Raw genomic sequence first — 15,000 nt, 5'->3', positions numbered from 1 at the left:
AATCTTCCTTTTAAAAGATCGCTCTTTAGAAGGAAACGTTTTCCGCCGACCTGTAAGAATTCGGAATCGTAGGATTCTTGCGTTTCGCTTTCGATCTTAAAACGGATTTCTTGATTCAAAATTTTAAGAACCTGCTCCTTAGAAGAACTCTTCCACTGAAATTCGTTTGGAAATAAATTTCTCTCTTGCAACCAAAGGGGAAGATTCTTTCTTTCCAATTTAGAAGGAAAGAATGTACCCAAATAGTACGACTCCGGATTTTCCAAGTCCACGCTCTTATCGGATGTCTCTCTGAGATAACCTTGGGCGTAAAGATCGCAGAAAGCGAGTTCCGGAGAATAGGATTCCTCATAAAACTCTTGTTTGGAAAAGGATGCCGCTTTTGCCGCCACGAATCTGAGTTTGATTTTTTTGGAGCCGCCGAACGGAATCCAGGAAATCGGAAGCGACGATTTCCATTCTTCCCAAGGAAAGATTTCCTCCCAAAAGATTAAAGAGTGCAGATACAAACGATACGGATTCGGAGAAGCCGTACTCAGTAAATCCGGAAAACTTTGTAATTCTTTCGAATCCAGTTCTTTTTTTGGGAAAAAAAATTTCCAAGATTTTTCCCGGAAGGCATAAAGAGATTTCCTAAGAAGTTGCCAGAGTCGGTACTTTATCTGTTTCGAAAAACTCGAATGAAGTTTCTGTTTCATCCTGAGTTTTTTCTTTCCTCCCGCAAACGAACTCGCATCGATTTCTAGTGTCGATGCGAATTCGGAAGGGATTCCGTTTTCTAAAGGAAGATTGGTATCGTATAGAACATGATGAAATTGTCTCGGATCCACGATTTGTTCTTTGGTGAATTCTTCGTGAACAATTGATTGAAGACGGCGCGTGATTTGGACTTGTTTGCTTTGAAAAAATGGAAAAACGTCGATTTTCCAAATACGGTCTAACCAAAGTCGAAAGCTTGTAAAGGCAGGTCTGAGCATCGAGTTGATTGGTAGTCTTTTTACAAGCTGTAAGATTCTCTACCTAAAAAAAGAAAAAAGTCATCCAAAATTCTTTCTAAACGCCAGAAAATCGGCAGAAAGGTTGACTCAGAAGAGGTATAGGCCGACTCTGTCCCTACTATGGCCAGAAGATGTGAAGTAACCGGAAGAGGCACTGTCTCTGGGAACAATGTTTCCCATTCCCATATCAAGACAAGAAGAACCTGGAAGGTGAATCTGATCAAAAAAAGAATCTTTTTGGAGGACGAGAACCGCTGGGTTACGATTCGTCTTTCTACCAGAGCTCTTAGAACTCTGAGAAAAAAAGGAATTAAGGCCGCCATCAAAGATAACGGCGGATCCTTGGGTGTTCTTGCTCCGAAAAAATACGCAGGAATTACAAAACAGGCCCCTAAAAAAGCCTGATCCTGCTTTTTTAAAGTGGTTTTCCCGGATTTTTTTTCTTTTAAGAAAAGAATTCGGGAAGATACAAACCCCTCTTCATTTCAAGCATCATTACGAACTTGCTATCGCAGTCATCTTAAGTGCTCAGTGCACGGACGAGCGAGTCAATCAGGTTACTCCCGCTCTTTTTAAAACTTTTTCCAGTCTGGAATCCTTTGCCAACGCGGATTTAAAAGACATTGAAGCTTTGATCTTTTCCACCGGATTTTATCATAATAAAGCGAAGTCCATTCAGGGATTTGCTAGAAAATTGTTAAACGACTTTGACGGTAAAATTCCAAAGACGATCGCGGAGCTTACCACACTTCCCGGATTCGGTCGTAAGACCGCAAACGTGGTTTTGTCCGAGGTTCACGGACTTGTGGAAGGAATCGTAGTCGATACCCACGTAAATCGAATTTCGAAGGTTCTCGGACTGACGACTAAAAACGATCCGGTTCAGGTAGAGAAAGATCTTATGTCGATTCTTCCCAAAAAATATTGGAGAGATATTTCCTTGTATTTGATTTTTTTAGGAAGAAAAAATTGTAAGGCACATCGCCGATTTTGTGAGGAATGTATCCTTAAAAAGGATTGCCCATCATCCTCGGTTGCCCAAGGAGTTTGATTTTTATGGAAGTATTTATCGATCAGAAATTGGAAGGAATGGAACTTGCGACCCAGCATATCGTTATGCCCAGGGATCTCAATCAACACGGATTTCTTTTTGGAGGTCAGATGCTTGCTTGGATCGACGAGGGTTGCGCCATGTATGTCATGGAGAAAATTCGTTATTCGAATATCGTTACCGTGAGTATGGCGGACGTTGTGTTTAAAAGCCCCGGACTTTTGGGAGATATCATTCAGATCTTTTCTAAAATTGATAGAATAGGAAACAGTTCCATCACGATTCGAAACACTTCCATCGGAAAAAGCCAGAATAGAAAAGAACTCAAAGAGATCATCGATTGTAAGATTACTTATGTTTGTCTAGATGAAAATGGAAGACCGTTTCCTTATTTCAAAGACCATTTCGAATTTCGAGATCTGAAATAATCTTTATGGCTTTTCGTTTTCCCGTTTCGGTCGAAAAGGAATCTAAACTTTTGGAACTCATGGAAGCTCTGAAAGTAAAAGAAAACGAACTGGAGGAAAGTTTTACGAGAAGCGGGGGCAAGGGCGGGCAAAATGTAAATAAGGTTTCCACTGCGGTTCATCTCAAGCACAAACCAACCGGAATCGAAGTTAAATGTTCTCTTTATAGAACCCAAGGCCTCAATCGTTATAAGGCAAGAATGATTTTATGTGAAAAAATTCGGGAGCTAAAGCGTAAAAATCAGGGTATCCTGAGTGATGAACGGAAGAAATCGATTCGTAATAAACAAAAAGATAAAAAACGAAAGAAAGAAAAATATTCCAGAAAGGATCAAAACTTTTCTTCTATTCTTTTGGAACCGGATGAAAGTTTGGAAGTCGAATCGGAAAATCCAGAAAGTTTAAACGAAGAACGAATGCCTTTGAATCAAAGTCGGAACTCCGACAAGTTTATTTCAGATTCAAGTGCCTTGTGAATCGATTCTGGCAAACATCGGCGTCTAAAGAATGTTAGAACTTTGTCTTTACACTGAAATCTGATTCCTGACATCTGATTCCTAATACCTATGCCTGAAATTTTAAATCATACTCTGATTCTGGAAAAAATAAAAAACTTAGGCGTTTCTCCGGGCTGTTATCTTTGGAAATCCAGAAAGGGAGAGGTTTTATACGTAGGTAAGGCTAAAAATTTGGACAAAAGAATCCGCAATTATCTCAAAGAAAATCATCCCGATATAAAAACACGAGCGCTTCAAAAGGAAATCTTCGATCTTGACTGGATTGCAACCGGAACCGAAAAAGAGGCTCTGATTCTAGAAGCGACTCTCATCAAAAAACACAATCCTCGTTTTAACGTTCGTTTGAAAGACGATAAAAAATATCCGTACATCTGCGTTTCTCTTTCGGAGCCTTTTCCGATGGTTTCTATCACAAGAAAGCTCAAAGACAACGGGGATCGTTATTTCGGTCCTTATTCGGACGTAAAATCTACAAGAGAAACATTAGACATCATCTTGAGAATTTTTCCTGTTCGTAAAACGAGACAGGTGCTTCCGTTGTCGAAACCCAGAAGACCCTGTTTGAACTTCGATATGGGGCGTTGTCTCGGCCCTTGCCAAGGAAATATTCCCGTAGAAGATTATAAAGTTGTAATTGATCAAGTGATTCAATTCTTAGAGGGCAAAAAAGAATCTCTCGTGGGAGATCTCAGCGTCAAAATGAGTGCGTCGTCGGATCGGATGGATTTTGAAAAAGCAGCTCGTTATCGGGATATGCTCCAGCGAATTCAAAACTTCCGAGAAAAACAAACTGTGGTCAGCCCGGAAGGCGGGGACGAGGATGTGATCGGATTTGCCAGGAAGAAGGACGAAGGTCAGGTTATTCTTCTTGAAGTTCGAGGCGGACGGTTGGAAACCAAAAAATCTTTTCCGATTCAAGGAGTTTTGGATGCGGAAGATTCGGAAATTCTAGGAGCTTTTTTCAGAGATTATTATTTAAATGCGGCTTTGGTTCCTCCTTTGATTTTTGTTCCGGCGGACATTCAAGAGGAAACTGTCGCGGTTATGGATGTGCTTCAGGAGAAAACGGGTTTCAGACCCAAACTCAAGTCCCCTCGCGGTGGAGATAAACGTTCCCTTTTAAAAATTGCGGAAAAAAATGCGGAACTTGGATTAACCGAAAGACTACTTGCGACTCACTATAGGGATCAAACCGCTTCTTTGAAAGAAATCCAAGAGATGTTTTCTCTGGAACATCCTCCTCATATCATCGAATGCTACGATATCAGCCACTTTCAAGGTTCGGAGCCGGTTGCGAGTGGTGTGATGTTTGTGGAAGGAAAACCATTCAAACAAGGATATAGAAAGTATAATATAAGAGGTTATAAGGGGATCAACGATCCCGGAATGATCCACGAGGTGATTTCTAGGCGTCTGCAAAGAATTGTCAACGAGGACAGCGTTTTCCCGGATCTCATCGTGATCGACGGAGGACCGACCCAGCTGGCCAAAGCCTGCGAAGCCGCAGTGGAGGCGGGGGCGGAAAGAATTCCTATGATCGGTCTTGCAAAGAAGAGAGAGGAGATTTATTTTCCCGGAGACAACGAACCTTTTATCTTTGATATGAATTCATCCGGAATGAAATTGCTTCGTCATCTTCGGGACGAGGCGCATCGATTCGGAGTTTCACATCATAGATCGCGTAGGAACAAAGAGACTATGCGCGCTCTCATTCAAGGCGTTCCGGATATCGGTTTCAAAAGAAGCAAACTGCTTCTCCAACACTTTTCGGGAGAAAAAAAAATCGAAGACGCAACCAAAGAGGAACTTCTTGCCGTTTCTGGAATCGGGGAAAATCTCGCCGAAAAAATTCTGAGACAACTTCAAAAAAAAGAATAAAAAGTTCTAAAATTCAAAACGAATCTGTTGTTTCTGGAACCGTACCGGACGGAGGAAAACATGAAGCTCAAATTCGTGTTTGCAACGATTTTTCTTCTTTTCGGACTCGACTCTTGCCGCGGTAAAGGGAACTCAGCGTTTCTTTTTCCGATTACAAATGCGGGAGAATTCAAACTCTTTTATGAACCGATAAACGTCGTTGCTTCGGAGATCCCGAAAGAGATCCTCGAAGAATGGAAACATCCAGGTGTTAGAATCAAAACGGCTCCGGGAATTGTTTGTCTATTTAGCGGAACGGTTTCTGTATTCGGAATTTCGATTTGTTTTCCGGATCAAAAAGGGGACGTTGAATTAGAATTACAAAATATTTTAAAATTATGGAATACAAATTTAGATTCCAGGACGGAGCCTGAGTTTTTCGAATTTTCATCCAACGGACAGGCGAGTGTGTGGATCCAACAGAATCGGGATCTTCTCGAAAACATAAACGAGGATTGGTTGATTCTTTCCGGTTCAAAGGAGTTGGATCGAATGCTCCAAAAGGAAAAATTTCCGGAATTAAATCGGGTCAGTGTTTTTTCTGAAAATTCGATTTTAAAACCGCATTCCACGAACGCGTTTGTCGGTTTCAGCGTTTTGGCTACAAATGAAAAGATTCGGGTCCTGTTTTCTTCCGAAGATTTTATTTCTTCTAAGAATACTCTCGTTGTGGATATTCCGGGTGACGTTTCGATTCTCTCCGAGTTTCTTCTGGAAATTCAAAAACAAAATCTTCAAATTACGAGTTTATGTAAAACGGACCTTCCCGTTTTAAGCGAGATTTTCGGAGGAACAGAATCTCCTATCGGAAGATTTTTGGAATTGAACAATCCCCAAAAAGATCCGATTTGTTTTCAAGATCTGGAGTTGGAAACGAGTTCGGGAACGTATTCGCTTCTTGCCGGGCCGCAATTTTTGATTCCGGGCGAAACGATTCTCAAAGTGGAAACGGGCAGCGTTCTTCCCGGGGGCGAATCTGTTTCTTTTCCTTGGTCGGATTTGAAGAAAAAGGGGGATTGGATCTTAAAATCTAAGGATGCGAAGAATGTTTATAAAAATTCCGAAAAAACTTTTTTGGAGGGAGGAAGATATTATTCTTCGCATGAAGATTTCTATTCCATCTGTTCCAATTTTTTCCTCTCTGATGTCTTAGAAAGATTTTGTATGGATCCCGGCTTCGGAGTTTCGAAACAAAGCCAAGAATGGAATGATCCTCCTTTTTGCGATTCGAGCGCGTTTCAAATCGAAGAGGCGAATTTTACAGGCTTGTATTTGGACGGGAAGGTGGATCAGAAGCAAAAGTTTATCGATTTAGAATATTCCGGAAATAGTATATGTAATCCGAATTCCTTATCCTTGGAAAACGAAGGAAAGGAAATTCCTGTTTGGCTAGACTCGAAAGTTATACGGCCGGGGGGCATTTTCACGTTAGGGAAACGGGATTTTTTGAAAAAAGATGTTCTTGTTTCCCCGTCCGAACTCAAGGATTTTGAATTCGGAAAATCCGTTTTTTTAAAGGATCGAATTTCAAAAAAGATCAGTATTCTTTCGAATGATTCTTCGGAAATTCCGATTTTGACAAAAACGGATGGTTCCGTAGTTTCTCTTTTGTGGAGGGAGAATGTTTGGATTCCGCATCCGATATCTTCTTCGAATGCTCTCTCCGTTGAAATTCAAAATTTTCATTCCATGAACCCGGGAAGAAAAACGGATCTTGCGGATTCTGCTTGGAAATCTTTTGCAGATGTTTCCGAAATTTCCTGGATGGGGTCGTATGACGGAACGGTATCCGTAAGCGCGGATCGTTTCATCGAGATCGATTCGGCTTCCATAACTTCTAGAATTTTGGAAATTATTTCGGGAAATAAAAATTATCGGTTTATTTTACCTTTGAAGCCGGGAAGAAACGTGTTATCTATCGGCAAGTTGGTCTGCTTTCCCAAAGTAGAGACTTGGATCGCTCCCGAATTAAGTTTGGGAAGTAAGGGAAAGATCCGACTTCTTTTCGTGGACGGGAACATAGAGAATGATTGGATAAGTTGGGACTCTTTGGGAATCAATTCCACTTCTCAAAAACTGAGGAGATCCGCGTCCAAGATCCGAACTTTATCCGGTGCAAGCGTTTGGAAAAACAGTGCGCTTTCCGACGTTTCTTCGAGAAAAACAAGTTGTATCGGAACGGAAGCAAGTCCAGGACTTGAAAATAGAAGTCTTCCATTTTTTCAAAAAGAATATTCGGAAAATCTAATTTCTATCTTAGATCCTTGGATCAGTTTTAATTTGGATCGGAATAGTCCGAGTGACGGATCTATCCAGGTCTTTACGTTTCAACCCAACGGTTCCGTTCGGTTATCGACGTCAGGGTTCTTAAATTTATGGAGCGATCTTCGATCTGGAATTTTAGGATCCTTGAATATTCGAAAAGAGGTTCTTAACTATCTTGTTCCTGTCGGAGGCGAAGAACTCGTCGGAATTCCCGGTTCCTCTGGGATTTTGATTTCGGCCGTATACCCGAATCCCACCGTGTCTACGAATGAATGGTTGTCGATTTGCAATTGGGGTCTTGAATCTGTGGACGTTCGCAGTTTGGAAATTCGGGACAGTTCCTCTGCCGATCGTCTGGTGGAGTATTCCTTTCGTTTCGGAGCCAATCCTCCGCTTGGTTGGATAAATTATAATCCGACTTCATTCGGTTGGATTTTTGCGGATAGATTTCTAAATTCGGGAGAATGCGGTTACGTCCTTTCTCCCAATTTTAAGAATGAATCTGTTCCCTTTCATTCCACGACGTTTCGAAAAGTTTTTACGATTGATAAGACGACTACGATCGGAAATGGAATCGGTAAAAACGAAGGTTTGGATCTTTTTCAGGAAATTCAAGGAAATCTCGTCCACATTCACAGTTACGGAAATCAATTTTCCCCATTTCCATTTTCCATCGACGCCGATACGGATGATTTGATTCTTCTCAAAGAAAATCGTTCCGGCGACTCCTCCTCCGATTATGAAATCGAAAAGAAGGGGAATTTATGAAAAAGCTTTTTGTATATTCCTATTTTATAATATTTTTTCAGATTTCAGCGTCCGAGAAAAGTAAAGGTTGGACTCAAATTTCTTGGATGGGGTGGGGATTGGCAGGAACTCAAAAAGTTTCCGATCTTTCTCAAGCGAAAGAGGATCGGATTTACAAGGAACTACGGATTAACTCTTCTTTAATTCATGGTGGAATCGACCGAAGCCTGGAAATGTCTCGTGTAAATATAAAATTACAAGCGGATCTGACCGCTTCCGCCGAGTCTAAACTGGCTTTCTTTGCAGGAAAAAATCTATTTTTCGAATTTAGAAAAGAGAACGTTTCTCTCATCGTAGGCAGGATTCAAGAGGAGATGAAGGGATCCGCATTTGCGGATTGGATGGACGGAACGGACGGGATTGTAATCAAAGCAAATTTTGGCGAATTGGGTCGTGTTCGTTTGGATCTCTTTGATTTTTATTCCGGTTATTCCTTATTTGAAAAGAACGGATTTAGGAATACGATTCTAAATACAAAAAGGACTCAGTTTGATCCCGCTGGTGAGATTGAGGTTAAGGATTCCATTTCGAACACATTCAAAAATCGTTATAGAGGAGGGGTAAGTTATCGTTATGATTTGCCTTACTTGGAAACAGGGTTTCGTTTTCAATATCTCAATCTCCAAAATTGGGGAAGATATGCGAATGATTTAATTTCGGAGACGGGAAACGTTTCCTCGGGCGATCGGGATTATCTCACACATTCTACGATAGAACTGAAATTGAAATATTCTCGGTTTCATTGTTTTTTTTCCGGAATTTTGGCGAGAGGGCAGGATAGAACCGGTTGGAATCGAATACGACAAGCGAGTGCAATCCCCATTACGGGGGAGGCCGTTTTAATTTCCACCGGGGTTGCTTGGAATTTTTGGAAGTTTGATGTCTTCGGTTTTCTTCCCGATCGGGATAAAAGAAATGAGAACGGAGAAGTTTTGGAACTCGGTTTTATCGGAGTCGGCTCATCGCCTTCTCCGGTGTTCAGCACAAATCAGAGTTTGGACTTTAATCCTTCCGCTTGGATTACGGATCGAGGCCTGGAGAAGCAATCCGGAATTCAAAGTGGAAAACGTCAATCCGCTTGGACGGGAATCAATTTAGAATATCAAGAATCTCTTATTCGATTTCGTTTTTATATCGCCTCTTATTTTTTTCTTTCCGACACGAAAGGAAATGAAGGCGCGCTTACGATGTCCAAGGACGGTTTTCGAAAGGATTTTCTCCGGGAAGCCTTGGTTGAAACTCTGATTTATTTTCCTTCCGAAAATACGAAGTTTGATTTTTTATATCTGAAAGCTTCTTTGGGCGGTTCTTGGAGCGATCCTGAAAGTGCAAAAAAAGAATTATTCTTTCAAATTGTTTCGGGTGTCGTTTTATGAGAAAAATTTCGAACGCTTTTGTTTTCCTTTTTCTTTATATCTGTTTTTTTCTTTTCTTGGCAACTTGTTCCAATCGCCTCGATTCCGAGTATTTCTGGTTAGAGTGGGGGAAAACGCGGAATGTGGAAGCTAGTTTTTCGTATCCTGGGCGTTACATTCATACTTTCAAAAAAAGGAATGTACGGGATAAGATTTTACGATTGATTGAAGGCGCTGGGTTTACGATTGATCTTTGGGTCTATTCTTTCGAGGATCCCGAAATTTTGGAAGCTTTGAAGAAAGCGAATGCAAGAGGGGTTAAGATCGGAATCGTGGCCGATCCGGAAAAGGAATATGCGGACGAATTTAAAAGTCTCGGTATGTTTCGAAAATGGGAAAGATCAGGTTTGCAACATTCTAAAATACTCATTGTGGATCGAAAAAAGCTATTTTTGGGTTCCGGTAATTTCACTTGGTACGGCCTTGAGAATGATCTGAATGGTTATATTTCCTTCGATCTATTCGATTCCGAAATAGAAGACTTTTATGCATTTTTGGAGGAAGATTCGGGAATTACTTCGCTTAACATTCCTCCGTTCCAATTTTATATTTCTCCGGAAAAAGGAAGATTGATTCAAAATCTGATCTTAAGGGAAGTCGATCGCGCGCAAAGAGACATTCGTTATTTGATTTTCGATCATTTCGATTCCGTCCTGACTTCTAGACTGGCTTTGGCGGATCGTAGAGGGGTGAATGTCAAAGGTATTTACGATTCTCCCGTGGATGAAGAAGGCAAGTATCTAGCCGGTGTATTTGAGAATCCCGGTTCCGAGATTGCGGGTGATGGAAATGAAGATGTAATTGAGTCGGGTTCTTTCGGTAAGGGCGGGCTTTTGCACCATAAAACGATGATCGTGGACGATAAGACATTGATTTCCGGTTCGTATAATTTTTCGATCAGCGCTAGGGATAATAACCGAGAAATTCTTTTCAAAACCACTGATCCGTATTTGATCAACGCTTACATAGAGGAGTGGGAACGAGTTCACGTAAACGCGATCGTTTATAGGACAACTTCGTTCGGAACAGAAAATGAATCGAATGGTGTTCACTTCGGCTATTTTGAAAATTCAATTCCGATCGGAGTCGAACAAACCATCTGTAGAACCGACACAACCGAGGAAGAGTCTTTTTATTTGGAATCTGGAAAAACGTTTCTGATGTCAATTTTGGAATATACTTTTCTTCCTACGGAATCTTGCAAAGAAGTTTCGGATTTTACGTCTTCCAGCAGCGGTTTTACTGGGAAAAGAACCAATCATCCGGTCAAGACGAAACGTTTTAGGGAAAAAGGGATTTTACTGACGAAACAAGGAAAGCTTTTTGTCGCGTCGACGACGAACGACTTTCAAGCGGATTTTGAACATAAACCAGTACATTTATTTGTTCCCACGTTTTATTCCGTCCAATCGGGAAATTTATTTTTTCCGCAAGACCTAATCGAATTTAAAAATCCGATTTCCATTTTCTTCTATCAAAAGGGAAACGGTCCGATCACAATTCCTTGGAATACGTCGGGGAATACTTTTTACGTCGTTCCTCATTCGACTGAGGGAATGATCTTTTTGGAATACGAGTCTTCATTTCTTGCGTTTTGTTTTCACGAGTATTCAAAAAAAGGAACGGAATATACGGAATTGATCCAGGAGATTCTTTCGTACCGAGAAGATGCTTTTTTGCCTGGAATAAGTTCTTCAGCGGAAAAGGCTTCAATCGATGCCAGAAAAAGATTTGGAACGTATTGCTATCGGTACTGACTCATAACAAACCCCACAAGTACTTGGATCCGAAGATAAATCTGTCGGAATTCCGACAAATCCTCTGTGAAACAGGCTCAGTCCCACCCTGAGGTATGTCCCAGGATGTACATGATTTTGGGTGGAGGTGATGAGCGACCCTTAGGGAGCAAATCATTGAGCCTGGAGGCGGGAAAATCTCAAGAGACTTTTCTCTATCAGAAAATCATACTTCTTGCAAGTAAAAAGCCTCATTCTTGTCGGAACACTTGAAAAATATCAGTTTTTGATCCTTATGATCCCAAAAGTCTTCTTAATTTATGGGGTTGGTTATCGGTACTGACGAATATGATTTGGATTTGAGATAGGTGGAAATCGAATGATAAAAAGATCGAGACTTGTTTAAATTGCAACGATTGAGTCGGATTTTTCTTTGGATAATCTTAGAAAAAGTCCGCAGAGAATCCAAAATAAAATTACTACTTCGTCGTCTTGAAAATAACACTGAAAAAGTCCGGAAAAGAAAAAACCAGATAAACCGAAAAAATACAAGGAATGTTCGTAGGGAAGATTTGTAGTAATCAATCTACGATATAACTCGGTTCCCAGAAAAAGAAAAAGAAAGATTCCGGGAAAACCGAAAACCGCAAAAAGATGAAAGTAATCGTTATGAGCGTGTCCTCTCTGAGTCGTTTCGTAAAAATAGTAGAGCTCCCTGTATTTTTCGGAGTGTTCTTTTCTGGATCTTTCGATTTCCCGATCGTAATTTCCGGGCCCGACTCCTATGAAAGGATTGTCTTTCATCAAAGGAAATGTGGAATCCCAGATAAAGGTTCTTCCGGAATCCGTATGTTTTTCTTTTCCAAAGAGAGGGTCTATGATCTTTTGGCCGGCTTGTGTGAACGAAAGTGCAATTCCTAAAATAAGTAGAAGCGTGAGAGTTCCGCTGGCGAAGAGCAAAATTTTTGTAGTCGGTAGTTCTTTACGAACGACTCCTAAAACAAGAAATGCGGTGATTGATGAAAAAATCGCACCCAACATGGAGGAGCGGGCGTTGTTTAAAAAGACTACATAAAGAAAAGTTAAGAGTATGATTCCTTGAATTCCGGCTCTTTTGAAATTATGATCAAAAAAGAATCTCAAAAAAAGAAAAACGGGTAAGGGGAAAAAAAACTGTAAAAGTCCCCCGAACGTGAGATGAGTGTTCATCAGACCGATCGGAATATAAAGAGATAATCCTCCGACATGACCCATGGGATGGGTGAATTTCCAGTTAGAAGATTCCCTGTATAAGTCACTGACAAGTCTAGAAAGACGAACCGGGGAAAAACTAGAAACAAAACCGGTTATGAGTAGAATCCAAAAGAGAGCGTTTAAGGATTTTAAAATTACCGGAAATTCCTCTTTTTTTAAGTTCCAAGATAGAACTAATCCCATGAAAAGAAAAATGTCTTTGAGTTCTGCATTGAATGCGATTTTGGAGTAAGTTCGAAAATTTTCTTCCCGAAAGGAATGAATGACAAAATCGCTCAGATACCAGCCAAAAAATGAAATTCCGATGAGAATCACGGGTTCTTTCCAAAAACCCGAAGTTTTTTTCGAAGAGAATAACGATGTTAAGAATGCGAAAACTAAGAATCCTTGGCTAAGAGATACGGATAAACCGATTGTCACAATACTTGCACAAAATAAAAAAAGAGTGATTTTTCTAAGACGTTCGGGCATCTTCTCTAATCGATTGAAACCCAGATTCTATAAAACCTGGGAATTGTAAATTCGATATTTTCTTTCAATCGTATTTGAAACACTGGATTTTGATAAGTCTGTGAATGAGGAGATCTTTGATGAGGGTTCTTTACTTTTCCGATACCTTCCTTCCTAAGGTAGACGGAGTTGCGATCTCCATGAAAAATTTCGCGGATCTTCTCGCAAAAAGAGGTCATACATTTGCGATTTGCTGTCCGAAATATGGCGAAGAGGATTTCTATCACATAGGTGATTCGATTCGAATTGAAAGATTCAGGAGCGGATATCTTCCGAGTTATCCCGATATTAAAGTTGTTCTTCCTTCGCCTACAAAAATCAAAAGAGTGATCAAGGAATTCGAACCCGACTTGGTTCATATTCACACTCCGGGCTTGTTAGGGCTTTATGGAATTAATGCGACCGAGAAATACGGAATCCCTACGATAGGAACTTATCATACGCTGATGTCTGAACAGGACATGTATCTCTCTTTTTACAGACTTCTCAAACTGGACAAACTTTTTTTGAAAGCGAGCAAATCCGACAAGAAGTTGAAAATGAAGGATTTAAGTAAGATCGAAAAATTCGATAAGTTCAACATTCGCAAAAAGGTTATTCTGAAGATTTCAAACAACATCTACGAACGCTGTGATCTTATCATTTCGCCGTCTCATCTGATCGAAAAGCAACTTCGTGAATTTGGATTAAAAACCAAAATTGCGGTCATATCGAATGGGCTCGATCTTACGAGTTTTAAAGGAAGCATCAAACAATTAACTTCCGCTCCGAAACTTCTACATGTGGGAAGAATTTCCTATGAGAAGAATTGTGATGTGATATTGAATGCGTTCAAACTGATTCACGATGAAATTCCGGATTCCACTCTTACGATCATTGGGGATGGCCCGGCTCTTCCATCTTTGAAAATTCAAGCTCGGAATTTAGGCGTGGAAAATGCTGTTACTTTTACCGGATTTATAAAGAGGGAACAACTTCCGGAAGAGTATCCGAAGTACGATTTGTTTCTGACCGCATCCACGATGGAAACCCAAGGGCTTGTAATTTTGGAATCCATTGCTTGTGGGCTTCCCGCCGTTGGAGTGGATTCTTTTGCGATTCCAGAACTCATTCACGACGACAAAAACGGATATATCGCAAAACCTTTCGATGTAAAAGGGATCGCCGAAAAAGCGGTGGCGATTTTGAAAGATCCCCCTCTTTACGAAAAGTTTTCGAAGGAATCCATTAAAATCTCCAAAGCGCATGAAATGACGGTCTGTGTTGATAAAATGGAAGAGGTTTATCAAACGGTTGCGAGTGTTAAGAATAAGAAGAAAAGAAATACGTTGATCAATATGCTTTTTTCTCTTCCCGATCCGTTGGATCAGTTCTTAAGATATTTTGAATAGAACAACGTTTGTTTCGATCGCAACTATTTCTCCAAATGAGATATGGATAAAGATTTCTTACGAATCCTTTTCCTAACTGACCTCGGATTCATGCGGTAGTTTCCCGCATTTTAGAATAGATTTACAAAGTTCAGACTTTTCAGAAAAATGAATCGCGCCGAACTCACGTTATTTAAGTCTGCTCTTAAAACTTTGGGATGTGGGAACCCTATAAGAATTTAACAACGAAAAGGGTTGTTCGAAAATCTCTCAATTTTACTCAAGTAATCCATGATAATTCCGGTTTGTTCAATTCTTACAAGATTTTAAACTAAAACAAAGTGTTGATATTGTAAACTACCTGAATTCTTTTGATAACATCTTCCGGTTGAATCCATTCCATACAGGCAAAGTCTTTGCGATAACAAGTGGTGTTTCCGTATATACTACAAGGTCTACAAGATAAATTATCGATTTGTAATACTCCGGAATCTTCCTGACCAAACGGAGCGAAGCCGGAATGCGGGTGGGTCGTTCCATAAATTCCGATCACCGGTCTTTTTAAAAGTGCGGCGATGTGTACGTTGGAAGAATCCATCCCGATCATGACGTCCATCTTTTCCATGATTCCGAGTTCGCCTCGAATCCCCAATTTACCGCCGGAAACGATCTTCAAAGATTCCTCGAAGCCG

General features: G+C 40.5%; 12 protein-coding genes (2 of these 12 only partly in view). 9 read left to right on the top strand and 3 right to left on the bottom strand.

Going from position 1 to position 15,000, the window contains the following annotated elements; translation table 11 throughout:
* On the bottom strand, positions 1-977 hold the 5' portion of the coding sequence (locus tag FHG67_RS12700) for a hypothetical protein (protein WP_004499921.1). The gene continues 67 nt to the left of window position 1, outside the view; the window shows 977 of its 1,044 coding nt (coding positions 1-977); it begins with the start codon at positions 975-977; its stop codon lies beyond the left edge, outside the window.
* Positions 978-1,118: 141 nt separating this feature from the next.
* Between FHG67_RS12700 and rpmB the strand changes: the two genes are divergently transcribed.
* The 8 genes from rpmB to FHG67_RS12660 all read left to right on the top strand — a co-directional run bounded on the left by rpmB (position 1,119) and on the right by FHG67_RS12660 (position 11,195).
* Complete coding sequence (gene rpmB, locus FHG67_RS12695; RefSeq protein ID WP_000113840.1) at positions 1,119-1,403, top strand: 50S ribosomal protein L28; 285 nt, start codon at positions 1,119-1,121, stop codon at positions 1,401-1,403.
* Positions 1,351-2,049 carry an endonuclease III gene (gene nth / locus FHG67_RS12690; protein ID WP_036075421.1) on the top strand — a complete coding sequence of 233 codons (699 nt, stop codon included), beginning with the start codon at positions 1,351-1,353 and terminating at the stop codon, positions 2,047-2,049. Before rpmB ends, nth begins: the two co-directional genes overlap by 53 nt.
* A gap of 5 nt (positions 2,050-2,054) precedes the next feature.
* Positions 2,055-2,477 carry an acyl-CoA thioesterase gene (locus FHG67_RS12685; RefSeq protein WP_002556300.1) on the top strand — a complete coding sequence of 141 codons (423 nt, stop codon included), beginning with the start codon at positions 2,055-2,057 and terminating at the stop codon, positions 2,475-2,477.
* A 5-nt stretch (positions 2,478-2,482) separates the two neighbouring features.
* Positions 2,483-2,992 (top strand): peptide chain release factor family protein, encoded by a 510-nt coding sequence (locus FHG67_RS12680; protein WP_004499979.1) that lies wholly within the window; start codon positions 2,483-2,485, stop codon positions 2,990-2,992.
* A 90-nt stretch (positions 2,993-3,082) separates the two neighbouring features.
* Positions 3,083-4,912, top strand: coding sequence for an excinuclease ABC subunit UvrC (gene uvrC, locus FHG67_RS12675; RefSeq protein ID WP_004499904.1), 1,830 nt, complete (start codon positions 3,083-3,085; stop codon positions 4,910-4,912).
* 60 nt (positions 4,913-4,972) lie between these two features.
* Positions 4,973-7,984, top strand: a complete 3,012-nt coding sequence (locus FHG67_RS12670; RefSeq protein ID WP_036075427.1) for an LIC11755 family lipoprotein — start codon at positions 4,973-4,975, stop codon at positions 7,982-7,984.
* The gene (locus FHG67_RS12665; RefSeq protein ID WP_004499947.1) at positions 7,981-9,399 is read left to right on the top strand and encodes an LA_2168 family protein; all 1,419 of its coding nucleotides are present in this window, start codon (positions 7,981-7,983) and stop codon (positions 9,397-9,399) included. The genes FHG67_RS12670 and FHG67_RS12665 overlap by 4 nt, the downstream gene beginning before the upstream one ends.
* Positions 9,396-11,195, top strand: a complete 1,800-nt coding sequence (locus FHG67_RS12660) for a phospholipase D-like domain-containing protein (RefSeq protein ID WP_004499878.1) — start codon at positions 9,396-9,398, stop codon at positions 11,193-11,195. The genes FHG67_RS12665 and FHG67_RS12660 overlap by 4 nt, the downstream gene beginning before the upstream one ends.
* 381 nt (positions 11,196-11,576) lie before the next feature.
* On the opposite strand, the gene FHG67_RS12655 is transcribed toward FHG67_RS12660, so the two are convergent.
* A complete protein-coding gene (locus FHG67_RS12655; RefSeq protein ID WP_004499901.1) occupies positions 11,577-12,899 on the bottom strand; it encodes an O-antigen ligase family protein in 1,323 nt (440 codons plus the stop codon).
* 119 nt (positions 12,900-13,018) lie between these two features.
* Between FHG67_RS12655 and FHG67_RS12650 the strand changes: the two genes are divergently transcribed.
* Positions 13,019-14,329, top strand: a complete 1,311-nt coding sequence (locus FHG67_RS12650; protein WP_004499891.1) for a glycosyltransferase — start codon at positions 13,019-13,021, stop codon at positions 14,327-14,329.
* Between the two features lie 310 nt (positions 14,330-14,639).
* On the opposite strand, the gene FHG67_RS12645 is transcribed toward FHG67_RS12650, so the two are convergent.
* A protein-coding gene (locus FHG67_RS12645) for a glycosyltransferase family 9 protein (RefSeq protein WP_016759495.1) crosses the window boundary here: on the bottom strand, positions 14,640-15,000 show its 3' end. The gene runs 701 nt beyond the window's last position; the window shows 361 of its 1,062 coding nt (coding positions 702-1,062); the start codon falls outside the window, past its right edge; it ends in the stop codon at positions 14,640-14,642.

It is taken from the genome of Leptospira weilii (assembly GCF_006874765.1).
GTDB classification, from domain to species: domain Bacteria; phylum Spirochaetota; class Leptospiria; order Leptospirales; family Leptospiraceae; genus Leptospira; species Leptospira weilii.
The sequence above is the reverse complement of the archived record's forward strand: the minus strand, read 5'-3'. Positions and strand labels throughout refer to the sequence as shown.

Excerpts from the sequence above, each read along its gene's own strand:
- FHG67_RS12680 (WP_004499979.1), top strand. The coding sequence starts at position 2,483 with ATGGCTTTTCGTTTTCCCGTTTCGGTCGAAAAGGAATCTAAACTTTTG.
- FHG67_RS12670 (WP_036075427.1), top strand. The coding sequence starts at position 4,973 with ATGAAGCTCAAATTCGTGTTTGCAACGATTTTTCTTCTTTTCGGACTC.
- FHG67_RS12685 (WP_002556300.1), top strand. The coding sequence starts at position 2,055 with ATGGAAGTATTTATCGATCAGAAATTGGAAGGAATGGAACTTGCGACC.
- FHG67_RS12655 (WP_004499901.1), bottom strand. The coding sequence starts at position 12,899 with ATGCCCGAACGTCTTAGAAAAATCACTCTTTTTTTATTTTGTGCAAGT.
- FHG67_RS12665 (WP_004499947.1), top strand. The coding sequence starts at position 7,981 with ATGAAAAAGCTTTTTGTATATTCCTATTTTATAATATTTTTTCAGATT.
- rpmB (WP_000113840.1), top strand. The coding sequence starts at position 1,119 with ATGGCCAGAAGATGTGAAGTAACCGGAAGAGGCACTGTCTCTGGGAAC.
- FHG67_RS12660 (WP_004499878.1), top strand. The coding sequence starts at position 9,396 with ATGAGAAAAATTTCGAACGCTTTTGTTTTCCTTTTTCTTTATATCTGT.
- uvrC (WP_004499904.1), top strand. The coding sequence starts at position 3,083 with ATGCCTGAAATTTTAAATCATACTCTGATTCTGGAAAAAATAAAAAAC.
- FHG67_RS12650 (WP_004499891.1), top strand. The coding sequence starts at position 13,019 with ATGAGGGTTCTTTACTTTTCCGATACCTTCCTTCCTAAGGTAGACGGA.